The organism is Blautia sp. OF03-15BH, from assembly GCF_003463065.1.
Classification (GTDB): domain Bacteria; phylum Bacillota; class Clostridia; order Lachnospirales; family Lachnospiraceae; genus Limivivens.
This window is the reverse complement of record NZ_QSCM01000012.1, coordinates 33,238-57,947: the sequence shown is the minus strand read 5'-3', so window position 1 is coordinate 57,947 and position 24,710 is coordinate 33,238. Positions and strand designations below refer to the sequence as shown.

Annotated in this window: 22 protein-coding genes; 17 read left to right on the top strand and 5 right to left on the bottom strand. The window is 48.4% G+C overall.

Annotated elements, in window-relative coordinates; genetic code table 11:
- Nucleotides 1-153: 153 nt before the first annotated feature.
- Nucleotides 154-1,197: a tryptophan--tRNA ligase gene (gene trpS, locus DXA57_RS12510; RefSeq protein WP_117767682.1), complete on the bottom strand. Its 1,044-nt coding sequence runs from the start codon at nt 1,195-1,197 to the stop codon at nt 154-156.
- A 266-nt stretch (nt 1,198-1,463) separates the two neighbouring features.
- A complete protein-coding gene (locus DXA57_RS12505) occupies nt 1,464-3,020 on the bottom strand; it encodes an ABC-F family ATP-binding cassette domain-containing protein (RefSeq protein WP_117767681.1) in 1,557 nt (518 codons plus the stop codon).
- 511 nt (nt 3,021-3,531) lie between these two features.
- Between DXA57_RS12505 and DXA57_RS12500 the strand changes: the two genes are divergently transcribed.
- The 5 genes from DXA57_RS12500 to DXA57_RS12480 all read left to right on the top strand — a co-directional run bounded on the left by DXA57_RS12500 (nt 3,532) and on the right by DXA57_RS12480 (nt 9,182).
- Entirely contained in the window at nt 3,532-5,430 is a 1,899-nt protein-coding gene (locus tag DXA57_RS12500) for a beta-N-acetylhexosaminidase (RefSeq protein WP_117767680.1), read from the top strand.
- 126 nt (nt 5,431-5,556) lie between these two features.
- Nucleotides 5,557-6,483, top strand: coding sequence for a helix-turn-helix domain-containing protein (locus DXA57_RS12495; protein WP_117767679.1), 927 nt, complete (start codon nt 5,557-5,559; stop codon nt 6,481-6,483).
- Between the two features lie 130 nt (nt 6,484-6,613).
- The gene (locus DXA57_RS12490) at nt 6,614-7,543 is read left to right on the top strand and encodes a nucleotidyltransferase family protein (protein WP_117767678.1); all 930 of its coding nucleotides are present in this window, start codon (nt 6,614-6,616) and stop codon (nt 7,541-7,543) included.
- Nucleotide 7,544: 1 nt separating this feature from the next.
- A complete protein-coding gene (locus DXA57_RS12485; protein WP_330423262.1) occupies nt 7,545-8,651 on the top strand; it encodes a phosphotransferase enzyme family protein in 1,107 nt (368 codons plus the stop codon).
- A 174-nt stretch (nt 8,652-8,825) separates the two neighbouring features.
- Complete coding sequence (locus DXA57_RS12480; protein WP_243005791.1) at nt 8,826-9,182, top strand: PBECR3 domain-containing polyvalent protein; 357 nt, start codon at nt 8,826-8,828, stop codon at nt 9,180-9,182.
- 192 nt (nt 9,183-9,374) lie between these two features.
- Here DXA57_RS12480 and DXA57_RS12475 read toward each other — a convergent pair whose 3' ends face one another.
- Together DXA57_RS12475 and DXA57_RS12470 are read right to left on the bottom strand one after the other, a co-directional pair.
- Nucleotides 9,375-10,151, bottom strand: coding sequence for a type III pantothenate kinase (locus tag DXA57_RS12475; protein ID WP_117767676.1), 777 nt, complete (start codon nt 10,149-10,151; stop codon nt 9,375-9,377).
- 16 nt (nt 10,152-10,167) lie between these two features.
- Nucleotides 10,168-10,797 (bottom strand): ECF transporter S component, encoded by a 630-nt coding sequence (locus DXA57_RS12470; protein ID WP_117767675.1) that lies wholly within the window; start codon nt 10,795-10,797, stop codon nt 10,168-10,170.
- A gap of 274 nt (nt 10,798-11,071) precedes the next feature.
- On the opposite strand from DXA57_RS12470, the gene coaBC reads away from it, so the two are divergent.
- From coaBC to DXA57_RS12450, 4 genes are all read left to right on the top strand, one after another.
- Entirely contained in the window at nt 11,072-12,265 is a 1,194-nt protein-coding gene (gene coaBC, locus DXA57_RS12465; protein WP_117767674.1) for a bifunctional phosphopantothenoylcysteine decarboxylase/phosphopantothenate--cysteine ligase CoaBC, read from the top strand.
- Between the two features lie 5 nt (nt 12,266-12,270).
- Nucleotides 12,271-12,498: a hypothetical protein gene (locus DXA57_RS12460; RefSeq protein WP_117767673.1), complete on the top strand. Its 228-nt coding sequence runs from the start codon at nt 12,271-12,273 to the stop codon at nt 12,496-12,498.
- A 20-nt stretch (nt 12,499-12,518) separates the two neighbouring features.
- Complete coding sequence (locus DXA57_RS12455; protein WP_117767672.1) at nt 12,519-13,490, top strand: alpha/beta hydrolase; 972 nt, start codon at nt 12,519-12,521, stop codon at nt 13,488-13,490.
- A gap of 96 nt (nt 13,491-13,586) precedes the next feature.
- Nucleotides 13,587-14,447, top strand: coding sequence for an Mrp/NBP35 family ATP-binding protein (locus tag DXA57_RS12450; protein ID WP_117767671.1), 861 nt, complete (start codon nt 13,587-13,589; stop codon nt 14,445-14,447).
- A gap of 60 nt (nt 14,448-14,507) precedes the next feature.
- On the opposite strand, the gene DXA57_RS12445 is transcribed toward DXA57_RS12450, so the two are convergent.
- Nucleotides 14,508-14,960: a hypothetical protein gene (locus DXA57_RS12445; protein WP_117767670.1), complete on the bottom strand. Its 453-nt coding sequence runs from the start codon at nt 14,958-14,960 to the stop codon at nt 14,508-14,510.
- Nucleotides 14,961-15,112: 152 nt separating this feature from the next.
- Between DXA57_RS12445 and hisA the strand changes: the two genes are divergently transcribed.
- From hisA to DXA57_RS12405, 8 genes are all read left to right on the top strand, one after another.
- Entirely contained in the window at nt 15,113-15,904 is a 792-nt protein-coding gene (hisA, locus tag DXA57_RS12440) for a phosphoribosylformimino-5-aminoimidazole carboxamide ribotide isomerase (protein WP_117767669.1), read from the top strand.
- A gap of 180 nt (nt 15,905-16,084) precedes the next feature.
- Nucleotides 16,085-16,612 carry a ribosome hibernation-promoting factor, HPF/YfiA family gene (gene hpf, locus DXA57_RS12435; protein WP_117767668.1) on the top strand — a complete coding sequence of 176 codons (528 nt, stop codon included), beginning with the start codon at nt 16,085-16,087 and terminating at the stop codon, nt 16,610-16,612.
- A 281-nt stretch (nt 16,613-16,893) separates the two neighbouring features.
- Nucleotides 16,894-17,106, top strand: coding sequence for a FeoA domain-containing protein (locus DXA57_RS12430; protein ID WP_117767667.1), 213 nt, complete (start codon nt 16,894-16,896; stop codon nt 17,104-17,106).
- 196 nt (nt 17,107-17,302) lie between these two features.
- Nucleotides 17,303-19,864 (top strand): preprotein translocase subunit SecA, encoded by a 2,562-nt coding sequence (gene secA / locus DXA57_RS12425; protein ID WP_117767666.1) that lies wholly within the window; start codon nt 17,303-17,305, stop codon nt 19,862-19,864.
- Nucleotides 19,865-19,977: 113 nt separating this feature from the next.
- Nucleotides 19,978-21,117 carry a peptide chain release factor 2 gene (prfB, locus tag DXA57_RS12420; protein WP_117767665.1) on the top strand — a complete coding sequence of 380 codons (1,140 nt, stop codon included), beginning with the start codon at nt 19,978-19,980 and terminating at the stop codon, nt 21,115-21,117.
- 223 nt (nt 21,118-21,340) lie between these two features.
- Nucleotides 21,341-22,648, top strand: a complete 1,308-nt coding sequence (locus DXA57_RS12415) for an SPFH domain-containing protein (protein ID WP_117767664.1) — start codon at nt 21,341-21,343, stop codon at nt 22,646-22,648.
- 12 nt (nt 22,649-22,660) lie between these two features.
- A complete protein-coding gene (locus tag DXA57_RS12410) occupies nt 22,661-23,779 on the top strand; it encodes a TFIIB-type zinc ribbon-containing protein (RefSeq protein ID WP_117767663.1) in 1,119 nt (372 codons plus the stop codon).
- Nucleotides 23,776-24,663, top strand: coding sequence for a TPM domain-containing protein (locus tag DXA57_RS12405; protein ID WP_117767662.1), 888 nt, complete (start codon nt 23,776-23,778; stop codon nt 24,661-24,663). Before DXA57_RS12410 ends, DXA57_RS12405 begins: the two co-directional genes overlap by 4 nt.
- Nucleotides 24,664-24,710 lie beyond the last annotated feature (47 nt).

Below are 24,710 nucleotides of genomic sequence, written 5' to 3'. Positions count from 1 at the left end.
GCATGAAAATCTGCTTGGCTCTGAACAGTTACAAAAAATCGAAAAGAAAACAGGACGAGGGCCAGCTTCTGACAACGGAAGAGAGCGAAACAGAATAAAAAAGACACCCGGCAACCGTGTAAAAACGGATGGCGGGTGTTTTTTTAGGAAAAGTCAGCCAAAATAATCGATCTGCATGGCTTTCTTTACAGCCGTCATGGTTTCTGCTGCTTTCTTTTCAGCAACAGCGCTTCCGGCCTTCAGGATGTCGTAGATATCGGGAATCCTTGCTTCCCATGCTTTTCTGCGCTCGCGGATCGGAGCCAGCTCTGCCTGCATGACGTTGTTCAGGAATTTCTTTACTTTCACATCACCCAGACCACCTCTTCTGTAATGATCCTCCAGTTCTTCCAGATTCTTGTAATCCGGCAGGAACTCTTCGAAGTGTTCTGGACGGGAGAAGGCTTCCAGATAGATAAATACCGGGTTGCCGTCTACCTTTCCCGGATCCTCCACGCGGAGATGATTCGGGTCGGTGAACATGGACATAACTTTCTTCTTTACGTCATCTGCTTCATCGGAAAGATAGATGCAGTTTCCAAGAGATTTGCTCATTTTTGCTTTGCCGTCGATACCGGGCAGACGCAGGCAGGCCTTGTTGGAAGGAAGGACAATCTGCGGATCGGTCAGAGTCTCACCGTATACGGTGTTGAACTTGTGAACAATCTCCTTACACTGCTCCAGCATGGGCAGCTGGTCTTCTCCTACCGGTACATGGGTAGCGCCGAAAGCCGTGATATCTGCAGCCTGGCTGATGGGATAGCAGAAGAAGCCGACCGGAATGCTGGCTTCAAAATTACGCATCAGGATCTCTGCCTTTACGGTCGGGTTTCTCTGTACACGGGATACCGTCACCAGGTTCATGTAATAGAATGTGAGCTCGGTGAGCTCGGGGATCATGGACTGGATAAAGATCGTGGATTTATCAGGATCAATGCCGCAGGCCAGATAATCCAGAGCGACCTGGATGATATTCTGCCGGACTTTTTCCGGATGCTCTGCGTTGTCAGTGAGTGCCTGGGCATCTGCGATCATAATGTAGATCTCATCGTACTGACCGGAGTTCTGGAGTTTTACACGTTCAGAAAGAGAACCCACATAATGGCCTACATGAAGGCGGCCGGTGGGACGGTCTCCGGTTAAGATTACTTTTTTCATAAAATAGTTCCTCTCTTCTTGTAAAAATTCCGGAAAATTCCGGATGCTCTGGAAAAATTATATCTCAAATCAGATGGTCAGTCAACCGTAGAAAGGTGCGTAAAAAAAGGAGGGCCGAAGGTCTGCTGGAACCTTCGGCTCGAAATATGAAAAAGAGAATCTATATGGAAAAGCACTTGTCTGCTTTTCTTGTTTCTCATTATAGACAGCTCCTGTGTCCTGTCTGTGGAGAAAATTTGAAAATTCTGTGAAAAACCGGCTGATCGTCAGAAGATCTTCGTGGTCCAGCGGCTCATATCCCAGACTTCATTGACGATATCCTGATAAAATTCCGGTTCATGACAGATCAGAAGGATGCTGCCTTTGTATTCTTTGAGAGCACTTTTCAAAGCCTCCTTTGCATCCACATCCAGATGGTTGGTGGGCTCATCCAGGAGCAGGACATTGGTGTCACGGTTGATCAGCTTGCAAAGCCGTACCTTGGCCTGTTCTCCACCGCTCAGGACGCGTACCTGGCTTTCGATGTGCTTTGTGGTAAGTCCGCATTTAGCCAGTGCGGAACGGATCTCATACTGTGTGTAGGAAGGAAAATCCTGCCAGAGCTCTTCGATACAGGTGGTACGGTTGTCGCCTTTCACTTCCTGTTCAAAATAGCCGATCTGGAGATTTTCTCCCAGTTCGCACGTACCGGCAAGAGCCGGAATCAGTCCGAGGATACTTTTTAAAAGAGTGGTTTTTCCGATGCCGTTGGTACCGGTGATCGCGATCTTCTGCCCGCGTTCCATGGAAAGGTTCAGCGGTTTGGAAAGGGGTTCCTCATAGCCGGTGACAAGATCATGGGTCTCGAACAGCATACGGCCGGGTGTACGGCCATAGCGAAAATGAAATTCGGGCTTTGGCTTTTCGGCAGCCAGTTCGATGACATCCATCTTATCCAGTTTTTTCTGCCGGGACATGGCCATGTTTCTGGTGGATACACGGGCTTTGTTCCGTGCCACAAAATCCTTAAGCTCGCTGATCTCCTGTTGCTGGCGGCGATAGGCAGCCTCCAGCTGGGATTTTTTCACGGCGTAGACCTCCTGGAAGTGGTCATAATCTCCCACATAACGGTTCAGCTCCTGATTTTCCATATGATAAATGATGTTGATCACTTCATTAAGGAAAGGAATATCGTGGGAGATCAGGATGAAGGCGTTTTCGTAATCCAGAAGATAACGTTTCAGCCAGGCAATGTGCTCCTCGTCCAGATAGTTGGTAGGCTCGTCCAGAAGAAGGATATCCGGTTTCTCCAAAAGCAGCTTTGCCAGGAGGACCTTGGTACGCTGTCCGCCGCTTAAGTCTGTCACATCCCGGTCAAGACCAAGATCAAGAAGACCAAGGGCACGGGCTACCTCCTCTATCTTGGCATCGATGGTGTAGAAATCGTGGAGCGTCAGCTCATCCTGGATCGTGCCCAGTTCTTCCATAAGGGCTTCCATTTCATTTTCATCAGCTTCACCCAGATGATCGCAGATTTCGTTCATCCGTTCTTCCTTTTTTAAAAGGGGATCGAAGGCGGATTTGAGCACATCCTGAATGGTCATGCCCTTTTCCAGGACCGCATGCTGGTCCAGATAACCGGCATGGACATTTTTTGCCCACTCTACCTTGCCCTCATCAGGCATGAGTTTACCGGTGACAATGTTCATAAAAGTAGACTTTCCCTCACCGTTGGCACCCACAAGGCCGATATGTTCTCCCTTGAGGAGACGGAAGGAAACGTCATTAAAAATGGCCCGGTCGCCGAAGCCGTGGGTCAGATGTTCAACATTTAAAATACTCATAAATACTCCTTTTTTCTTTTCGGACGTTCAAAACAACAGGCCACAGACCACGCTCTGCTTTGCCTGTTCCGAACGTTCAAAACAACAGGCCACAGGTCTACGCGCTGCTTCGGTCGGTGCTAAACGAGTCCCACCGGGACTCAGCACCCCGCGCATTGCATGCGCTCTCGCTGCATTCGCAGCTTTTGTCTGAGGCTAATGGATCTACATTCCATTTCGGTCCGCGCTAAACGAGTCCCACCGGGACTCAGCGCCGTTCCGCCCATTCCGAAATAAAAAATTCATCCTATTGCAAACAAGTTTGCATAGTCTGATTTTTCATTTCGCTTATGTTCTGAACTGTTACCCGGGAATATTATAAACGGAAAAAGCGGCGGCGTAAACCCCGTTTTGACAAGACGGCCGTTTGTGCAAAAAAAGCAAAAAGAAGAGCTGATTGTCCTATAGCTTTTCCTGTGGAATACGTTTATACTAAAGTCACAAGTACAGAACTGATACAAGGAGGAAATTTATGAATTTTGTATTGACAAAAGAGCAGGAAACACTGAAAAAAGGTCTCGAGATCCTGCTGGAAGAACGTGGACATGTATATGGCGAGGGCGGAATTTCCATCACACCGGTATTTACAGAAGAAAATAAATTAAAAATTGAGAAAAAGGGTCTGGATGTGACCATCTCCTGCAAAGAGAAGGCTCATTTTTTCCGCGGTCTCGGCTATCTCTTCCAGCATCTGGAGGATGCGGATTTTGTGAAAGAGGAGACGGTTTATACAGACTGCCTGGGCGCTATGCCGGACTGTTCCAGAAACGGTGTTCCCACACCGGATATGCTGAAACGGATGATCCGTACCATGGCTCTTCTGGGCATGAACGAGCTCTTCCTTTATACAGAAGATACCTATGAGCTTCCGGAGTATCCCTACTTCGGCGCTTTCCGCGGCAGATTTACAAAAGAGGAGCTGAAAGAGTGCGATGCTTACGGCGAAATTTTCGGTATTTATCTGGTTCCCTGTATCCAGACACTGGCACATTTGAGCACTTTCCTGCGCTGGCCGGAAAGCAATGGCCTGCAGGACAACCGGGACAACCTTCTTCCGGAGGAGGAAAAGACCTATGAACTCATCGAAGCTATGCTGAAAAACTTCTCTGAGTGCGTCCGCACAAAGAAAGTACATCTGGGTATGGATGAAGCACACGGTCTGGGTCTTGGTGAATATCTGAGAAAGCATGGCTTCACAAACCGCCTTTCCATTATGAAGCGTCATCTGGCAAAGGTCGAGGAACTCTGTGCGAAATACGGTCTGGAGCCCATGATGTGGAGTGATATGTTCTTCAACCTGGCTTCAGAGGACGGTTCTTATTACGGCGTTCCGGAAGAGTATGAGTGGCCGGAGGAAGAAAAACCGGGTGATAACCTGACGATGGTTTACTGGGATTATTACAACCACGATCCGAAGACCTATGAGAGAATGCTGAGCCTTCACAAAAAACTTTCCAATAAAGTTTATTTCGCAGGCGGCGGCTGGACCTGGAACGGTCTGATCCCCAACTATGGAAAAGCCTTTGACAGCACAAGGATCGCCATGCGCGTTATGAAACAGCAGAAAGTCCGCAATGCGTTTATGACTTTCTGGATGGATGACGGCACCGAGACTCCCTTTGCAGCAGGTCTGCTTCCACTGATCCTTTTTGCAGAGGAAGGCTTTGCGGAGGAGCCGGAAGATGCTGCCATTGATGAGAAGCTTCATCTTTTCCAGGAAGCTTCCCTGGAAGAGTGGATGCTTCTCACCAAAATGGACTGCCTGCCGGGTTGTGACCCGCTGAATATTGCTGCAGTTACTCCATCCAAGCATCTGTTTTATCAGGATCCGCTGCTGGGACTTTTCGACCGTCAGTACGAGGGGTATGATCTCTACGGCCATTACGGCAAGCTGGCAAAAGAACTCCGGGCAGTGGAGGAGCGTGTGACCGTTTCCAAAGCGCTCTTTGCCTGCTACCGTTCCCTGGCAGAATTCCTTGCAGTGAAGGGCGGCATCGGTATGGATATCCGCAGAGCTTATCTGGAGGACGACAGAGACTGGCTGACCAGCATTGCCGAAGAGCAGATCCCCGTCTGCCTGGAAGAACTGGAGCAGTATCACGATTTCCGTGAGAAGATCTGGTTCCATGAGTGCAAGCCCAATGGTTATGAGACGATTGATATCCGTCAGGGCGGTCTTCATGCAAGACTGGTAAGCGCACAGAAGCGTATCCTGGCATACCTTGACGGTGAGATCACAGAGATCCCGGAGCTTCTGGAAGAACGTCTTCCCTACAAGCCCAGTGCTCCGGAAGGACTGCAGAAGCCTTTCAATATGAACAACTGGTGCAACATCGTAACTGCCGGAAATATGGGTACGGGAACCATCTGATGCTTTCTTTTGTCTGACCGGACGGCGGAAAGGAATCCCCACTTGACAGACCGAAAAAAAAACAGGTATGATAAGTGGAGAAGACGAAGAATACCGTTCTAAGAAAGTAAAGGCAGGCATGAAGATATGGAATACGAAAGCATCGTTCTGAAAGACGAGATCACAGTCAGAAAAATTTATACGATACACTATTTTGAATATATGAAAAACTTTGAGTTTCCGGGAGAAACCCATGATTTCTGGGAACTCCAGTGTGTGGACAAGGGAGAGATCAAGGTTCTGGATCATGTGCTGAAGGCAGGCCAGGTGATCTTCCATAAGCCTAATGAATTTCACAACCTGGCGGCAACAGGAACCTGTGCCCCCAATGTGGTGGTGGTTTCCTTTGCCTGCTCCTCTCAGGCAATGAAGTTTTTCGAAGGTCGTATCCTGGAAGTCAGCGAGTACGAAAGAGGACTTTTAGGTCAGATGATCTCGGAAGCACGGCGCTGTATCGAATCTCCTCTGGATGATCCCTATCTGAAAAAGATGGAGAAAAAGAAAGCTGCTCCCTTTGGCTCAGAGCAGCTGATCCGGCTGTATCTGGAGCTTCTGCTCCTCAGTATGATACGGAGAAACCTTCCCAATCCGGTAAAACCGGCGGAAGAGATCTGGGCTCCGGGCGGAGGCGGATCCGCAGCTTATATCCAGATCATGGATTACCTGAAAGCACATATCTGCGGTTATGTGACCATCGAAGATATCTGCCGGGAAAACCTGATCGGGCGTTCCCAGCTGCAGAAGATTTTCCGGGAGCAGCATAACTGCGGAGTGATCGACTTTTTCACCAAGATGAAAGTGGAATATGCCAAGGAACTGATCCGGGAGAAAAATCAGAATTTCACCCAGATTTCCGAGTTCCTGGGCTATTCCTCCATTCATTATTTTTCCCGTCAGTTCAAGAAAATTACGGGAATGACACCTTCCGAGTATACGGCATCCATCATGGCCCGCTCGGAATCTCAAAAAAATGTAACTGTTCAGAGCCAAGCAGATTTTCATGCAAAAGTGTGAATCATGCTTGCATGAATGAACACTTTTACGTGGAAATCTATTTGGCGGATACGCCACACCGACGAAATGCGCAGCATTTTGGAGGTGGTTCTGAACAGTTACAAAAAAATATAGAAAGAAGAGGATAAAGATGAGTAAGAAACCTGTACTGGTAATCATGGCAGCTGGAATGGGAAGCCGTTACGGCGGTCTCAAACAGATCGATCCGGTGGATAAAGAGGGTCATATCATTATGGATTTTTCCATTTATGATGCGAAAAGAGCCGGCTTTGAGAAAGTAATCTTTATCATCAAGAAAGCAAATGAGAAGGATTTCAAAGAGTCCATTGGCGAGCGTATGGCAAAGATCATGAACGTGGAATATGCGTTCCAGGAGCTGGAGGATCTGCCGGAAGGCTTTACCGTTCCAGAAGGTCGTGTAAAACCATTTGGAACCGCGCATGCGATTTTAAGCTGCCGGGATAAGATCGATGGTCCCTTTGCCGTGATCAATGCAGATGACTATTACGGACCTCATGCATTCCAGGAAATCTACGACTATCTTTCCACCCATGAGGATGACGACAAATACCGTTACACCATGGTAGGCTATATTCTGGAGAATACCCTGACAGAGAACGGTCATGTGGCAAGAGGTGTCTGCACCACCGATGAGAACCATCAGCTGGTAGGCATCTGCGAGCGTACCCATATCGAAAAAAGAGGCGATGTGACTGCTTATACCGAGGATGACGGAGCTACCTGGACCACCATTCCGGAAGGCAGCATTGTGTCTATGAATATGTGGGGCTTTACCAACAGCATCATGAAAGAGATCGGCAGCCGTTTCCCGAAATTCCTGGAGGAAAACCTTCCGAAGAATCCTTTGAAATGTGAATTTTTCCTTCCCAGTGTGGTAGGAGAGCTTCTGGCAGAGGAGAAAGCTACGGTAGAGGTACTGAAATCCGAAGATAAATGGTACGGCGTTACTTATAAGGAAGACAAGCCGGTGGTTGTGGCAGCGATTCAGAAATTAAAGGATGAGGGAAGATATCCTCAGAAACTTTGGGAGGAAGCATAAGGTGAATAAGGAGCAGATCACAGCAGAAGTTCTGGCAGCTTTTGCGTTGCCGGAAGGACAGCTGAAGGAACTGGCGCCCTATGGAAGCGGTCATATCAATGATACCTTCCGCGTGACTTATGAGACAGAAAAAAGACAGCGTCGTTATATCCTTCAGAGAATGAATAAGAATATTTTTGAAAAACCCGTGGAACTGATGGAAAACATTGTTCATGTAACGGAGTGGATCAAAAAGAAAAGCGAAGAAAACGGCGGTGATCCGGAAAGGGAGACTCTGACAGTCGTGTGTTCCAGAGATGGAAAGCCTTATTATCTGGACAGCGAAGGACAGTATTGGAGGATCTATCTTTTCGTAGAGGGAACCACCAGCTACGATCAGGTGGAGAAGCCTTCTGACTTTTACGAGAGTGCTGTTTCCTTCGGTCATTTCCAGCGTATGCTGGCAGATTTTCCGGCAAAATCCCTTCATGAGACCATTCCGGATTTTCATAACACGGCAAAGCGTTTTGAAACCTTTCAGAAGGCTGTGGCAGCCGATACTTGCGGAAGAGCTGCTTCTGTAAAAGAGGAGATCCAGTTTGTTCTGGATCATGAGGCTTTCGCTCACACCCTCTGTGACCTGGAGGCAGCCGGGAAGATCCCGACCCGTGTTACCCACAATGATACCAAACTCAACAACATCCTCATTGACAATGCCACCGGAAAAGGCATCTGTGTCATTGACCTGGACACAGTCATGCCGGGACTGGCAGTGAATGATTTTGGTGATTCCATCCGTTTCGGTGCCAGCACAGGAGCCGAGGACGAGCCGGATCTTTCCAAAATCTGGTGCGATCTGGACCTCTATGAGCTCTATGTCAAAGGCTTTATTGAAGGCTGCGGCGGAGCACTGACCGATATCGAACTGGACAATCTGCCCACCGGAGCCATGATGATGACCTTTGAGTGCGGTATGCGTTTCCTCACCGATTATCTGGAAGGTGACCATTATTTCAAGACCACACGGGACAACCAGAATCTGGACCGTGCCCACACACAGTTCAAACTGGTAAAAGATATGGAAGAGAAGCTTCCGAAGATGAAAGAGATCGTAAATAAATACCGCTGAGAAAAGGTAGAAAAAGCGCCGCAGAACGGAGATCAGATCCATTCTGCGGCTCTTTTTAAATAGTGTCCGCTTTGCTCATAAGATAAATGCAAAGTAAAACAAGATAAAAGACTTGATTAAAAGTGCATTTGATGTTATGATAAATTCCAGAAGGTGATTTATATAGCGGATGTTGTGGGAATTATATCAGATAAAATACAGAGACTTCTGGGATGTACGATTCCTGGAGATGAAAAGATTTATTTGGGTCAAAGCAATATTGCACATATGAAGGCGAGACACTGGGAGGATTATCAGAAATATGGTTCTTGTATACCGGAGATTATCAGGCTTCCAGATTACATTGGAAGGAATCCGGCAGATGACTCGATAGAATATGTAAAAGAGTTTAAGATTGACAGTGAATACGTGAAAGTAGCTGTAAGAGTAGCTTCGAGTGGAAAATACTATGCACGATCCTTATATGTTTTAAATCATAACAGGGTTCATAATTTTATCAAGAAGGGGACATTGAAAAGAGTAGAACCTTGACATTTTCCATGATTTTTGTATAATGAAACTGCAAATAGCATAAAGTATATGGAATGAAATCTGAGGACGGAACGGGCAGCCGTCGCCCATTGTTAGGAGATGCGGGAGTGTCACCCCGCCTGTTTCATTTTCCAATACCAAAAGAGCCGCAGAACGGAGATCAGATCCATTCTGCGGCGCTTTGTTTTACATTCAATGATTATGTTCCTGATTCTTCTTATAGATCAGGTTCAGTCCCCGAAGAAGCAGATCATCATCGAGGATGATGTTCTTTTTGCAAAGGGGAACGATGAGACTGGCAAGACCGCCGGTCGCAAGTACCGTAGCCGGTTCGCCAAGCTCTTCCTCCATGCGATCTACGATACCGTCCAGCATGGCGGCATTTCCGTAAAGAAGACCACTCTTCATGCAGTCGGCCGTGTTTGTGCCGATGATCTTTTTCGGCGCATCCAGGCTGATGCGGCTTAACTGGGAGGCATGGCTTGCCAGGCCGTCCAGAGAAACGCGGATACCGGGAATGATCATACCGCCGATGTAATTTTTCTTACGGTCCACAACGGAAGCCGTCGTGGCGGTGCCGAAATCAAAGATGATCAGCGGAACCGGATATTCATGGATGGCGGCCACGGCACCGACGATCAGGTCGGAACCGGTGACTGCCGGGTTATCCGTAAGAATATTCAGGCCGGTGCGGATGCCCGGTCCCACAACCATAGCCTGGTGGTGGGTGATCTTATGAAGCGCCTTCCGGACCGTGTTGGTCACAGGAGGCACAACAGAAGAAATAATGGAGCCTGTCAGATCTTCTGTATGGATGTGATAGAGCTCCAGAACGGTCTTAAAACCGATGGCATATTCCAGAACTGTTTTGTTGGAATCCGTGGACATTCTTTCCGTAAAAAGAATTTTGTCATCTTTGATACAGCCGATGACGATGTTTGTGTTTCCGATATCGATCGCTAAAATCATAAGACCCCTCTATTGATTATACTGACGCTTTTTTATCCTGCGGTGCGGGAATCAGTCTTGCCTTGGAAAGAGCAGCTCCGATCGCACCGGTGAGGATGGTGGAAGAGATCATTTCGCATACGGCATTGATTCCGACGAACGTGCAGATGAAGACAATCACATTTTTTCCACCCATCAGTCCCTGAACATATTCTGTATTGCCAAAAAGTACAACCAGAGCACCCATGAAGAATGCGGTGTTCAGAAATGCGGAACAAAAACCGGTCACCAGGCAGGCTGCGTAAACATTGCCGGCTTTCCGTACTGCACGGAAGATATAGCCCAGAAGCAGACCATCGAGCAGACGGGGAATGAAGCGCTGGATGAAAGCGAGAACCGGATTGATCTCAAAGAGAACCGCACCCATGGCACTGGTTCCGCCTACGCCGATACACTGAAGGAAGCTGGTAAGGCCGAAAACGGCACCTGCCGCAGCTCCGCCTGCAGGACCAAGCGTGATGGCACAGATCGCTACCGGGATGACATTGAAGGTGATCGCCAGGGGACCGATGTTCAGATATCCCAGAGGCGTGTACGCCATCAGAAGCAGCACTGCAGTCATAAGACCGAGGATTGTCAGTTGCGTTGTTTTTGTCTGTGTTTTCATATTCAATTTTCTCCTTGTTATTATTCCCTTATGGGATACAATACAATTACCGGGAAAGTATAGCACAGGAAAAAGAGCTTCGCAAGAAGGAAAATAGAAAGCACTTTGAAAAAAACATGTCATATTTCGAGAGGTATGTTATACTATGGATATCGTGCAGGGAGAACTATGCCCGTTTGCAGCAGTATCAATGCGGACACAGCCCCTGGGAACACAGCGAGATCCAAGAGAAAGCAATCCCGTTACAGGGAACCGTTTATAAAAGGAGGACGACATGCTGAAAGGAAAAACCGTAGTTCTGGGTGTGACAGGAAGTATTGCGGCTTATAAGGCAGCTAATCTGGCAAGCATGCTGGTAAAACTTCATGCCGATGTCCATGTGATCATGACGAAAAATGCCACAAACTTTATCCATCCCATTACGTTTGAAACTCTGACCAACAATAAATGTCTGGTGGATACCTTTGACCGGAATTTTCAGTACAGTGTGGAGCATGTGGCTCTGGCGAAAAAAGCCGATGTCATGATGATCGCACCGGCGACTGCAAATGTGATCGGAAAGCTTGCCGGCGGTATCGCCGATGATATGCTGACGACCACAGCGCTTGCCTGCACCTGTCCGAAGCTGATTGCACCGGCTATGAATACCCGGATGTTTGAAAATTCCATCGTTCAGGACAACCTGAAAAAGCTTACACTGAATGATTATCAGGTGATCCAGCCGGCGGTGGGCTTTCTGGCCTGTCGGGATGAGGGCGCAGGAAAGCTTCCGAAAGAAGAAGTGCTTCTGGATTATATTTTAAAAGAGATCGCTTTTGAAAAAGATATGAAAGGTCTCAAGGTTCTGGTGACGGCAGGTCCCACAATGGAAGCGATGGATCCGGTGCGTTACATCACCAATCATTCCACTGGAAAAATGGGTTATGCAGTAGCCAGAAACTGTATGCTTCGGGGAGCAGAAGTCACTCTGGTGACCGGTCAGACCAGCATCGAGAAACCGCGGTTTGTAACGGTAGTACCCATTGAGAGTGCCAGAGAGATGTTTGAGGAAGTGACCGGCCGTGCGGCAGAGCAGGATATCATCATCAAGGCGGCAGCCGTAGCAGATTACCGCCCCCAGACGGTCAGCGATGAGAAGGTGAAAAAAGGCGGCGACCATCTGACACTGGAACTGGAGAAAACAGATGACATCCTGAAATATCTGGGTGAACATAAAAAAGAAGGCCAGTTCCTCTGTGGCTTTTCCATGGAGACGGAACACATGCTGGAAAATTCCAGGGCCAAGCTCAAAAAGAAAAATCTGGACCTGATCGTAGCAAACAATCTCAAACAGGCTGGCGCCGGCTTTGGTACAGATACCAATGTGATCACGATGATCACACCGGAGGAGGAAATCTCACTGGAACTGATGTCCAAAGAAGAGGCGGCAGGAAGGATTCTGGATGAAATTCTGAAGCTCCGGAGGTGACGGCTATGAAAGAATATGAGGCAATCTTGGAGATCATCAACCAGTGTCCGCTTAACAGGGACAGAGATACCTTCTTTGAAGAGATCGAGACGGATGATCTGGATGCATTTGTGAAGAAAAAATTTGCCGGACAGGAAATGACGTATGAAAAGACGGTGGCGAAGGACGGTTCTGTCGTATTTGATCTGATGGTCAGCGGCCTTCATCAGCGTTATACGTTTACAGAGATATGAAGAAAGAGTGAGGTGATCCTATGAAGAAAAAGAACCTGGCAGCAGGCATCCTGCTTGTCGGGACAGCAGCAGTTCTTACCGGAGCGGGGGCGGTTTTCCACAACATCATCGTAAGGAAAAGACCGGATCCGACCGATCTGATCGTTTCACCGGACACCGTGAACGGTGAGGAGAGGAAAAAGCTCTGGACAGAGAGCAACCGCTGGCTGAACGAGCGAGGAAGCGAAAAGGTTTCCATCCAGTCGTTTGACGGTCTGACGTTAAGAGGTGAGTTTTTCGAAGGAGAAGGGGAGCCGGACAGTACCGTATTCCTGGTTCACGGCTACCGTTGCAACCGGCGGAGGGAATATGCGGTCATTGCCCGCTTTTATCTGGAAGCGGGTTACAATGTGCTTCTGGCAGATGACAGAGCTCACGGGGAAAGTGATGGCCGTTACATTGGTTTTGGTATTCTGGACAGAGAAGACTGTTATCGTTGGGTGCGCTTTCTGGATGAGCGCTTTCATGGAAAACAGAAGATCTTTCTCCATGGAATCTCCATGGGGGCGGCCGCGGTGCTTATGGCCTCCAATCTCTGTCTTCCCATGTCCGTACGGGGGATTGTGGAAGACTGCGGCTTTACCTCCCCGGAGGAAGAGTTCCGTCATGTGCTGAAACAGAGCGGAAAAGGCTTTTTGAGCCGTCCACTGATCTTTCTGACAAACCTGTTCTGCAGGGCTTGTGCAGGCTATGGCTTTTCAGATCTTTCTTCCGCTGACTGTATCGCAGAGAGCCGGCTTCCGGTGCTTGTGATCCACGGAGAAAAGGATGATTTCGTGCCTACGGTTATGGGCAGAAAGATCTATCAGGCAGCAGCCGGTGAAAAAGAGATCTGGATCACCAAAGGCGCAGGCCATGCGGAGAGTTATTATCTCCACAAAGAAGAATACGAGCAAAAAGTGCTGGGATTTTTCCATAGATGTATAGAAGCAGATGCTTATGCAGAAGACTAAGCGCATGTGCTAACGGATGCTTATGGATTGCTTTGCTGTAAGACGGCTTAGGCAATTCTGCATTATGAATATAAAGTGCCACAGGAGGATATAAAAATGGCAGAAAAAAGCTGCAGCAATCAGAGCTGCACAAAGGAAAGCTGTGAGGGATGTCCCTCCAAGAAGACCAGCTTTCTGGTAGAACAGAATATTTATTCGAATGTAAGACACGTCATCGGTGTGGTCAGCGGAAAAGGCGGCGTGGGTAAATCCATGGTAACGGCCACCTTAGCAAACCGTATGACAGAAAAAGGCTTCCGCGTGGGAATCCTGGATGCGGATATCACAGGTCCCTCCATTCCCAAAATGTATGGTCTTCACGGACCTGCAGTGGCTGATGACAACGGGATCATCCCTGTTGTCACAGAGAATGGGATCAAGGTTATGTCCCTGAACCTTCTGGTTCCCAACGAAGAGGATCCGGTGATCTGGAGAGGTCCGGTCATTGCCAATATGGTAAAACAGTTCTGGAGCGATGTGATCTGGGGCGAACTGGACTTCCTGTTTGTCGATATGCCGCCAGGAACCGGTGATGTGCCGCTGACGGTATTCCAGTCTCTTCCGGTAGAAGGAATCGTGATCGTTTCTTCTCCGCAGGATCTGGTACGTATGATCGTGACCAAAGCCTTCAACATGGCAAAAGCCATGAAGATCCCGGTACTTGGCATCGTGGAGAACTACAGTTATCTTGTCTGTCCGGACTGCGGAAAGAAGATTTCTGTTTTCGGTGAGAGCCATATCGATGAGATCGCTGCTTCCCTGGATACAACGGTTCTTGGAAAAATGCCCATCGATCCGGCTGTGGCTTCTCTTGCAGACGATGGAAAATTCTCCGGACAGAAAGATACGCATCTGGATCTTGCTGTGGAGACTCTTTATAAGCTTTACCGTGAAAATCCCAAAGACGACGAAGGATAAGAAAAAGAAAAAAGCGTTTTGGCAGAAAGCCGGGACGCTTTTTTCTTTTTCCGGTGAGATTCATTCGGAAAACACGCTGCCCTCCGCCCGGTCCAGTGCTTTTTCAATCGCATGCAGAAGAATAGAGGCCGTGTATTTTCCGGTGGCTTCCCAGGTGATATCTTTGGTAGACTGTTTTTCCAGGATCTGGGCTTCCAGCTCTTCCACAGCCGGACCGATTAGCGGATACATGGTGGACGTGGTTTCACTGAGATGGTTCAGGGAGATGGCTTTGATGCGGTTTGGATCAACTGTCACCGTCACATCCACCACTGTATCGCCCAGCGTCACAGGGGAAGAATAGACACCGGCGGTGTATCGTTCCGTAGAGATCGGAGTCTGCTTTTCGGGCGTTTTTTCGGAACGGAACATCAGGATCAGAAGAACGATCAGAACGATCGCCAGAAACAGAAAAATACCCGTATAGATCAGCTCCCGCATTTTCAGTACCAGGATTTTTGGCTTGGACTGCAAGTTGAAACCTCCTTATTTCAGGAATGATTCTCTCAGTGCATTCTATTTTGACAGACACGCATTTAGACCTTGCCATGAATGTTTTTCAAAACTTCTTTTCAATAAAATCAAACTGCGGTATACTGTCGAAAAAAGAACAGGAGCAGAGGAATATGAGATTTCGGCCATGCATTGATATACACAACGGAAAAGTCAAACAGATCGTCGGCGGTTCTCTGAAGGATCAGGGAGACCAGGCGGCAGAGAATTTTGTGGCAGAGCAGGATGCAGCCTGGTATGCGGCACTTTATCAGGAGAAAAAGCTGTCCGGAGGTCATGTGATCCTTTTAAACCCCGAATCCTCTCCTTATTATAAAGCCACGAAAGCACAGGCCATGAAAGCACTGGCAGTCTGGCCGGGCGGTCTTCAGATCGGCGGCGGTATCCATGACAAAAATGCGGAAGCTTTCTTAAAAGCCGGAGCTTCTCATGTCATCGTTACCAGCTTTGTATTCAAGGATGGCCGTCTGAAGGAAGAAAATCTGGAGCGGCTGGTGCATGCAGTAGGAAAAGAGCACCTGGTACTGGATTTAAGCTGCAGGAAAAAAGAAGATGCTTACTATATCGTCACGGACCGCTGGCAGAAATTTACAGAGGTAAAGCTGACGCCGGAGATATTGGATGAACTTTCTGGAAGCTGTGCAGAATTTCTGATCCATGCGGTAGATGTGGAAGGGAAAGCTTCCGGTATTGAAAAGGACCTGGCGAAAATGCTGGGAGACTGGGGAAAAATTCCCGTTACTTACGCCGGTGGTGTGGGAAACTTCGAAGATCTGCGGAGTTTAAAAGAACTGGGGCGGAACCGTCTGGATGTGACCATCGGAAGTGCCCTGGACCTCTTTGGCGGCAGCATGGGATTTGAAAAAGTACAGAAGGTCTGTGCGGACGGAATGATGCAAGCATGAACTTTTCACCCTGGTATCTTTGAATTGTTGTGACAAAGATACGAAAACTTTATAAAAAATAGAAAATTTTTGTATATTTTCTTGTAATGTGTATTCGCATATGCTATAATGTGCTCATACAGCCGGGGACGTTTTTCAAAACTCCCGGATGTGAATTTTATCGACAAAGGAGTTGAGCTTATGCGTTTTACAATTAGTGGAAAAAACATCGAGGTAACAGACGGTCTTCGCAGTGCCGTGACAGACAAGCTTGGAAAATTGGAAAGATATTTCACTCCTGAGACTGAAATCATTGTAACCATGAGTGTAGAAAAGGAAAGACAGAAGATCGAGGTGACGATCCCGGTGAAGGGCAACATCATCCGTTCCGAACAGGTCAGCAACGACATGTATGTATCCATCGACCTGGTAGAGGAAGTCATCGAACGTCAGCTTCGCAAATATAAAAACAAGATCGTGGAGAGACATCAGGACGGCGGAAACCTCCGTAAGGAGTTCATTGAGAAAGAAGTAGAGGATGACGAAGAGATCAAGATCATCCGTACCAAACATTTCGGGATCAAACCCATGTATCCGGAAGATGCCTGTGTACAGATGGAGCTTCTTGGACATAACTTCTTCGTATTCCGCAATGCAGAGAACGATGAGGTCTGCGTGGTTTATAAGAGAAAAGGCAATACCTACGGACTGATCGAGCCGGAGTGCTGATCAGCAGAACTGCACAGGAGTCTGGAACTTTACAGTAACTGTTCAGAGCAGTATGGTGTAGCTAACAGATAGATTTTTATGAAAAAGTGTTCGTTCATACAAGTATGACGAGCACTTTTTTTAAACCTGCCTGCCGCTGAATATGGAAAAATTGTTACGATTGACTAATGCGGGATAACAGGAATAAAATAGAACAAAAAGAAGAAAATAATGAAAAGAACAGTATAATAGATAAGACTAACTAAATTTTCAGACAAAACAACGAAAGGAAAGATGCAAGCATGTTATCCCTCAATGAAACAAAGGCCGGAGAAGATTATACCGTTAAATGGATGACCGGTATGCCGGAGACGATGGACTATATCCGAAGCTGCAAGGTCAGCGAAGGAGAAGACGTCCATGTGATCAGCCGGATTTTCGGAGGCGTTATCGTCGGCGTGAAAAACAGAAGGATCCTTATCAGTGACGATGCAGCCAGAAGGATCAAAGTATGAAGAAACAAAAGACAGCTTTTTTCATCAGGTTTTCGGAAGAGAATCCAGAGAAAAAAGCTGTTTTTCATTTGTGAACAGAGTCATTTATCCCGTTTACAGGATGTTCAGAAAAAATTTATTGTGAAACCTGACAGAAAGTGCTAAAATAGAAGTGTTTATGAAAAGGACGAAATATAAATTTTAGGAGATTATCAGCATGAGTATGTTTCAAAAGGTCTTCGGTACCCACAGTGAGCGCGAGGTGAAGAGAATCAAACCGCTTGTGGATCAGATCGAAGCTTTAAGACCGACGATGCAGGCACTTTCTGACGAAGACCTGCGAAATAAAACCACAGAGTTTAAAGAGCGTCTTTCCAAAGGAGAGACCCTGGATGACCTGCTTCCGGAAGCCTTTGCCGTTGTCCGTGAGGCAGATAAACGTGTACTTGGCATGGAGCCCTACCGCGTACAGCTGATCGGAGGTATCATCCTTCATCAGGGACGTATCGCCGAGATGAAGACCGGTGAAGGTAAGACTCTGGTAGCGACCCTTCCGGCTTACTTAAACGCCCTGGAGGGAAAAGGTGTTCATATCATCACCGTCAACGATTACCTGGCACACCGTGATGCCGAGGAGATGGGACAGGTCCACCGCTTCCTGGGACTGACCTGCGGCTGTATCCTGAACTCCATGGACAATGACGAGCGTCGTGCCCAGTATGCCTGTGATATCACTTATGTAACCAACAACGAGGACGGTTTCGACTACCTTCGTGACAATATGGTGATCTATAAAGAGCAGCTGGTACAGAGAGAGCTTCACTACGCCATCATCGACGAGGTGGACTCTGTCCTGATCGATGAAGCCCGGACCCCGCTGATCATTTCCGGTCAGAGCGGCAAATCCACCAAGCTTTATGAGGTCTGCGATATCCTCGCAAGACAGCTGGAGCGAGGCGAGGCCAGCGGCGAAGTGACCAAGATGACAGCTATCATGGGTGAGGAGATCACCGAGACCGGCGATTTCATCGTAAATGAAAAAGACAAGGTTGTAAACCTGACGGAACAGGGCGTTCACAAGGTGGAGAATTTCTTCCATATTGAAAACCTGGCAGATCCGGAGAATCTGGAGATCCAGCACAACATCATTCTTGCCTTAAGAGCACACAACCTCATGTTCCGTGACCGCGACTATGTGGTAAAAGACGACGAGGTTCTCATCGTTGATGAGTTTACCGGCCGTATCATGCCGGGGCGCCGTTACTCCGACGGACTCCATCAGGCCATCGAGGCAAAGGAGCATGTAAAAGTTAAGAGAGAGAGTAAGACACTGGCTACCATCACCTTCCAGAACTTCTTCAATAAATATGCGAAGAAATCCGGTATGACCGGTACCGCTCTTACCGAGGAAAAAGAGTTCCGTGAGATCTACGGCATGGACGTTGTGGAGATCCCCACCAACCGTCCGGTGATCCGTAAAGATCTGGACGATGCCGTTTACATGACGAAAAAAGAGAAATTCCGTGCAGTGGTTGAAGAGATCAAGGCCGCTCATGAGAAAGAGCAGCCGGTCCTGGTCGGCACCATTACCATCGAAACCTCTGAGCTTTTAAGCAGTATGCTGAAGAAACAGGGCATCAAGCATAATGTCCTGAATGCGAAGTTCCATGAGCTGGAGGCTGAGATTGTCAAAGATGCCGGTATTCACGGAGCCGTTACCATCGCCACCAACATGGCAGGCCGTGGTACCGATATCAAGCTGGATGACAAGGCAAAAGAGGCCGGCGGTCTGAAGATCATCGGTACGGAGCGTCATGAGTCCCGCCGTATCGATAACCAGCTGCGTGGTCGTTCCGGACGTCAGGGAGACCCGGGAGAATCCCGTTTCTATATTTCTCTGGAGGATGATCTGATGCGTCTCTTCGGTTCCGAAAGTCTGATGAACACTTTCCGGAAGCTGGGCGTGGCAGAGAATGAGCAGATCGAGCACAAGATGCTTTCCAGCGCCATTGAGAAAGCGCAGAAGAAGATCGAGAGCAACAACTACGGTATCCGTAAAAACCTTCTCGAGTATGACCAGGTCAATAACGAGCAGCGTGAGATTATCTATAAAGAGCGCCGCCGTGTTCTGGACGGAGAGAACATGCGTGATTCCGTTTACAAGATGATCGCTGATTTCGTGGATAATACCGTAGATATGTGTATTTCCGATGAGCAGGACCGTGAGGACTGGAACCTTACCGAGCTTGACACCCTGCTTCTTCCGGTGATCCCCCTTCCGAAAGTGGAGCTTCCGGAGCACCTGAAGAAAAATCAGCTGAAACAGCTCTTAAAAGAGCAGGCGACCAAGCTTTATGAATCCAAAGAGGCAGAGTTCCCGGAGGCGGAACAGCTTCGTGAGCTGGAGCGTGTCATCGTACTGAAGGTCGTAGACCGGAAGTGGATGGATCACATTGATGATATGGAGCAGCTGCGTCAGGGCATCGGCCTTCAGGCTTATGGCCAGAAGGATCCCCTTGTAGAGTATAAGATGAGTGCCTACGAGATGTTCAATGCCATGACAGCTTCCATTCAGGAAGATACCCTCCGTCTTCTCTATCACGTTCGTGTGGAGCAGAAGGCAGAACGTGAAGAGGTTGCCAAGGTGACCGGAACCAACAAAGATGAATCCGGCCCGAGAGAGCCCAAGAAGCGCATGGAAGAGAAGGTATATCCCAACGATCCCTGCCCCTGCGGAAGTGGTAAAAAATATAAACAGTGCTGCGGCAGACGCGCATAAGGAGATGATCACGCGGCAGCCCGCGTAAGATTCTGCCCGGCGGATGATAGAATTCGCCGGGCATTTTGGACGTTATCGTTTCAAGGTGCTAAAAATAGAAAGAGGTGGAACCTATGGTTGAATTAGACCAGTTTAAATATACTCTGGGCACATACAAACAGCCCCTGGAGGAGATCAAGGATTCTCTGGATCTGGTAAACAAAGAGCAGAGAGTCCAGGAGCTTGAGAGAAAAATGGAAGAGCCGGACTTCTGGGATAATCCGGAGAAATCCCAGGAAAGCATGAAGACGCTGAAAAGCCTGAAAGATGATATCGCGATCTACCATCATCTGACAGAGCTTTTTGAAGAGATCGAGCTTCTGATCGAGATGGGTTATGAGGAAAACGATCCGGCTGTCCTGCCGGATATTCAGGCAAATATGGATGAATTCATCACGGAATATGAAAATATCCGTATGAAGACGCTGCTTTCCGGAGAATACGACAACAACGCTGCCATTGTCACATTGCACGCCGGAGCCGGCGGAACCGAGTCCTGCGACTGGTGCGGTATGCTTTACCGGATGTACAGCCGCTGGGTGGATAAGAAGGGCTTTGCTATGGAAGTCCTGGATTATCTGGACGGCGATGAGGCAGGCGTTAAATCCGTCACCTTCCAGGTAAACGGTGAGAATGCCTTCGGTTATCTGAAATCAGAAAAAGGAGTGCATCGTCTGGTACGTATTTCTCCCTTCAATGCGGCAGGAAAGCGGCAGACCTCCTTTGTATCCTGTGATGTCATGCCGGATATTGAAGAAGATCTGGATGTGGAGATCAGAGATGAGGATATCCGTGTGGATACCTACCGTTCCAGCGGAGCCGGCGGACAGCACATCAATAAAACGTCTTCCGCGATCCGTATCACACATATACCGACCGGTATCGTGGTACAGTGTCAGAATGAGCGTTCCCAGTTCCAGAATAAAGACAAAGCCATGCAGATGCTGAAAGCAAAGCTGTATCTTCTCAAACAGCAGGAGAATGCAGAGAAGGTTTCCGGTATCCGCGGTGAGGTCAAGGAGATCGGCTGGGGCAACCAGATCCGTTCCTATGTCCTTCAGCCTTATACGATGGTAAAAGACCATCGTACAGGTGCAGAGACAGGAAATGTGGACAGTGTTCTGGACGGAAATATCGATCTGTTTATCAATGCATATCTGAAGTGGATCACGCTTGGTGAGTCCGCCGGAGATACCGGTACAGATATAGAATGATGCCAGGGTCAAAAGGTCAAAAAGCCGTTCATGCTTGCATGATAAGGCTTTTGAACTTGGGACCCGCCAAACATGAGAAAGTAGCGATTTACGTAGTAAATCAGCGGATTTCGAATGTTTATAGAATTGCGGGAGTTGCTTTGCAGCGGAGCAATTCGTAGGCATCAGTTGGGGGGCAAAAGACCTTCGTCATCTGAGATTTATTTAAAAGGAGGAAGCGATTATGGGTATTATCAGAGCAGCAGTGGACACTGCAAGGGGAACATTGTCAGATCAGTGGCTTGACGTTGTAGAAGCCGGTGATATGGGGGAGCAGACGCTCTTTACAGAGGGAAATATCGTAAGACAGGGTTCCAACCGGAGAGGAAACAGTGATGTGATCTCCAACGGTTCTGTGATTCATGTCTATGACAATCAGTTCATGATCCTGACGGACGGTGGAAAGATCATCGATTATTCCGCAGAGCCTGGCTACTATACGGTAGACAATGCTTCTGCTCCTTCACTTTTTAACGGAGATCTGGTGGGAGATGTTCTGAAGGATTCTTTTAACCGTTTTAAATTCGGAGGCGGAAAACCGGTTTCCATGAAAGTCTATTTCCTGAACCTTCAGGAGATCAGAGGCATCCGTTTCGGTACGAGAAATCCGGTAAACTATTTCGATAATTTCTACAATTCCGAGCTTTTCCTCAGAACGCACGGAAGCTATTCCATTAAGATCACAGATCCCATCCGTTTCTATACGGAGGTGGTTCCGAGAAATGCTTCTCATCTGGAAGTGGAAGATATCAATCAGCAGTTCCTGGATGAGTTTCTGGAGGCGCTTCAGAGTGCCATCAGCCAGATGTCCGTAGACGGCATCCGTATTTCTCATGTGACCAGTAAGACAAGAGAGCTTTCCAAATATATGGCGCAGGTTCTGGATGAAGACTGGAAGAAAGCCCGTGGTATCGAGATCCAGTCTGTCGGCATTGCCAGTGTTTCCTATGATGAGGAATCTCAGAAGCTTATCAATATGAGAAACCAGGGCGCTATGATGGGAGATCCCACCATCCGTGAGGGCTTTGTACAGAGCTCCATCGCAAAAGGACTGGAAGCAGCCGGTTCCAATGCAAACGGAGCGATGGCAGGCTATATGGGAATGGGCATGGGCATGCAGGGAGCCGGCGGTTTCATGAGTGCAGCCAGCAATACCAATATGCAGCAGATGAACCAGCAGGCACAGTATCAGCAGCAGATGAACCAGCAACAGCCCCAGTATAATCAGCAGCATGGTCAGCAGCCCCAGTATCAGCAGCAGATGCCGCCTCAGGGTCAGTATGGTCAGCAGCCGAACCAGCAGTATGGTCAGCCTCAGGGCGTGCAGCAGCCTTCCGGCGATGCCTGGAGCTGCTCCTGTGGTACGGTCAATACCGGAAATTTCTGTCCGAACTGCGGAGGACGCCGTCCGGCTCCGGCCACCTGGACCTGCTCCTGCGGTACAGTCAACACCGGAAAATTCTGCCCGAACTGTGGAAATCCCCGTCCGTAAAGGAGAGTGTTTATGTCTGTAGTCAGCTATAAATGTCCAAACTGCGGAGGAGAACTGACCTTTGATCCGCAGACACAGAAATACAAATGTGAGTACTGTTTTTCTTATTTTACCGAGGAAGAACTGGAAGCAGCCAATCCGGAAACAAAGAACGCCGGTGAGGATGCCGGAAGTGCAACGGCTGAAAAACAGGCGGCAGACAGTCCGCATGCAGCCGGTGACAGAAGCCGGAAGACTTCCGATGCAGCTGGAACAGAGGGAGAAGCTGTCCTGTATACCTGTCCCAGCTGCGGAGCGGAGATCGTGACGGATCCTACCACAGCAGCGACCTTCTGCTATTATTGTCACAATCCGGTGGTACTTTCCGGCCGCGTCAGCGGGGAATTTCTGCCGGATCTGGTCGTTCCCTTTGCCATCGACCGGAAAAAAGCGGAACAGAGCTTTCTGGATTTTGTACATAGCAAGAAATTTGTACCGAATGCTTTTTTTGAAAAAAAACAGATCGAAAAGCTTTCCGGCGTTTACTTCCCGTCATGGCTTTTCCATGTGAAGGCGGACGGCGTTTACGAGGCCAAGGGTGAGAACATCCATACCTGGACCAGCGGGGACGACGAGTACACGGAGACCGAGGAATACCATGTGGAGCGGGAGGGCGATCTGACCTTCGAGGAGCTCAGCAAAAATGCTCTGAAAAAGGCTAACAAGACTCTGGTGGAGGGCGTCTGGCCCTACAAACTGGCCGAGGCAAAGCCTTTTCATATGGGCTATCTCTCCGGCTTCCAGGCAGAGCGAAGAGATATGGAGGCCTCTGAATTTCAGGGAGAGCTTACGGATGATGTGAACAAATACGGGAAAAAGCTTCTCCGGGAGAGCGTCAAGGGCTACGATTCAGTCACTACAAAGAAATGTGACTGCATGATCAGGGAGACGGAGGAACATTATGCTCTTCTTCCGGTCTGGACCGTGACTTACAAAGGAAAAGACGGAAAAATGTATTACTATACGATGAACGGACAGTCCGGCAAGGTGGTCGGAAAACTGCCTCTGGATCGGGGAAAGCTTTTCAGACTCTTCCTGTCGGTAACGATCCCCGTATTTCTTCTGGGACTTCTGGGAGGGTATTTCATATGAGAAAAAAAGATCGATTATTTCTGACCCCGCTTCTGCTTTCCGGTCTTCTTCTCACTGCGGCACCGGGGCTTAAGCTTCCGGCCATGGCCTCCGAAAGTGAGTCAGAGACCCTGATGGAAACGGAACAGTTCGTATTTGACAAGGCGGATCTTCTTACCGATGCGGAAGAAGAGGAGCTGAATGAGAAAGCCAATGATCTGGCAGGAACCTTCCATATGAACTTCGTCATTCTCACCACAGATGATGCGGAGGGAAAAGAGGCACAAGCCTATGCAGATGATTTCTACATGGACAACGGTTTCTATGATGATGGAAAAGATGGCGGAGTCATCTATCTTATCGATATGGATAACCGCCGGGTTCAGGTAGAGACTGCGGGAGACATGAAGGATCTTTACATCACGGATGCGCGTGTGGAGGAGATCATTGATGCCGGATACGAAAATGTGAAAGACGGAGCGTATGCGGAGGCCTTCGAAGGTATGCTGAATGCCACAGCCGATTTCATTGAAGACGGCGTGGCCAGCGGAAAATTCAATTACAATGAGGATACCGGAGAATATACTTACTTTGATACGGAGGAAGAAGAAAGCCGCCGGATCACTCCTGTAGAGTTCCTCATTGCCCTGGGGATCGCCCTTGCTGCAGGTGGTGTGGCGGTAAGTACGGTGATCGGTACCTATCACCTGAAATGGGGAACGTACGAATATCCTTACAAAGATAAAGCAGGTTTAAAAGTTCGTCGCAGTAGGGATGACTTTATCGGTTCCCATGTGACACATCGGCGGATCGAGCGCGAGAGCAGCAGCAGCGATTCCGGCATGACGACTACGCATGATTCTTCCGGCGGCGGAAATTTTGGTGGCGGCGGACGGGATTTTTAGGTTGCGTTCTCTTTGAATTTGTGTTAACATCTTCCTTGTGACTACAA

What these genes read in the sequence shown, in the direction of transcription:
- DXA57_RS12415 (WP_117767664.1), top strand. Translation starts at nt 21,341, where the DNA reads ATGGGTATTATCAGAGCAGCAGTGGACACTGCAAGGGGAACATTGTCA.
- DXA57_RS12450 (WP_117767671.1), top strand. Translation starts at nt 13,587, where the DNA reads ATGGCAGAAAAAAGCTGCAGCAATCAGAGCTGCACAAAGGAAAGCTGT.
- DXA57_RS12470 (WP_117767675.1), bottom strand. Translation starts at nt 10,797, where the DNA reads ATGAAAACACAGACAAAAACAACGCAACTGACAATCCTCGGTCTTATG.
- hpf (WP_117767668.1), top strand. Translation starts at nt 16,085, where the DNA reads ATGCGTTTTACAATTAGTGGAAAAAACATCGAGGTAACAGACGGTCTT.
- DXA57_RS12430 (WP_117767667.1), top strand. Translation starts at nt 16,894, where the DNA reads ATGTTATCCCTCAATGAAACAAAGGCCGGAGAAGATTATACCGTTAAA.
- DXA57_RS12405 (WP_117767662.1), top strand. Translation starts at nt 23,776, where the DNA reads ATGAGAAAAAAAGATCGATTATTTCTGACCCCGCTTCTGCTTTCCGGT.
- DXA57_RS12410 (WP_117767663.1), top strand. Translation starts at nt 22,661, where the DNA reads ATGTCTGTAGTCAGCTATAAATGTCCAAACTGCGGAGGAGAACTGACC.
- hisA (WP_117767669.1), top strand. Translation starts at nt 15,113, where the DNA reads ATGAGATTTCGGCCATGCATTGATATACACAACGGAAAAGTCAAACAG.
- DXA57_RS12460 (WP_117767673.1), top strand. Translation starts at nt 12,271, where the DNA reads ATGAAAGAATATGAGGCAATCTTGGAGATCATCAACCAGTGTCCGCTT.
- secA (WP_117767666.1), top strand. Translation starts at nt 17,303, where the DNA reads ATGAGTATGTTTCAAAAGGTCTTCGGTACCCACAGTGAGCGCGAGGTG.
- DXA57_RS12500 (WP_117767680.1), top strand. Translation starts at nt 3,532, where the DNA reads ATGAATTTTGTATTGACAAAAGAGCAGGAAACACTGAAAAAAGGTCTC.
- DXA57_RS12475 (WP_117767676.1), bottom strand. Translation starts at nt 10,151, where the DNA reads ATGATTTTAGCGATCGATATCGGAAACACAAACATCGTCATCGGCTGT.
- DXA57_RS12505 (WP_117767681.1), bottom strand. Translation starts at nt 3,020, where the DNA reads ATGAGTATTTTAAATGTTGAACATCTGACCCACGGCTTCGGCGACCGG.
- DXA57_RS12490 (WP_117767678.1), top strand. Translation starts at nt 6,614, where the DNA reads ATGAGTAAGAAACCTGTACTGGTAATCATGGCAGCTGGAATGGGAAGC.
- DXA57_RS12495 (WP_117767679.1), top strand. Translation starts at nt 5,557, where the DNA reads ATGGAATACGAAAGCATCGTTCTGAAAGACGAGATCACAGTCAGAAAA.
- prfB (WP_117767665.1), top strand. Translation starts at nt 19,978, where the DNA reads ATGGTTGAATTAGACCAGTTTAAATATACTCTGGGCACATACAAACAG.
- trpS (WP_117767682.1), bottom strand. Translation starts at nt 1,197, where the DNA reads ATGAAAAAAGTAATCTTAACCGGAGACCGTCCCACCGGCCGCCTTCAT.
- coaBC (WP_117767674.1), top strand. Translation starts at nt 11,072, where the DNA reads ATGCTGAAAGGAAAAACCGTAGTTCTGGGTGTGACAGGAAGTATTGCG.
- DXA57_RS12455 (WP_117767672.1), top strand. Translation starts at nt 12,519, where the DNA reads ATGAAGAAAAAGAACCTGGCAGCAGGCATCCTGCTTGTCGGGACAGCA.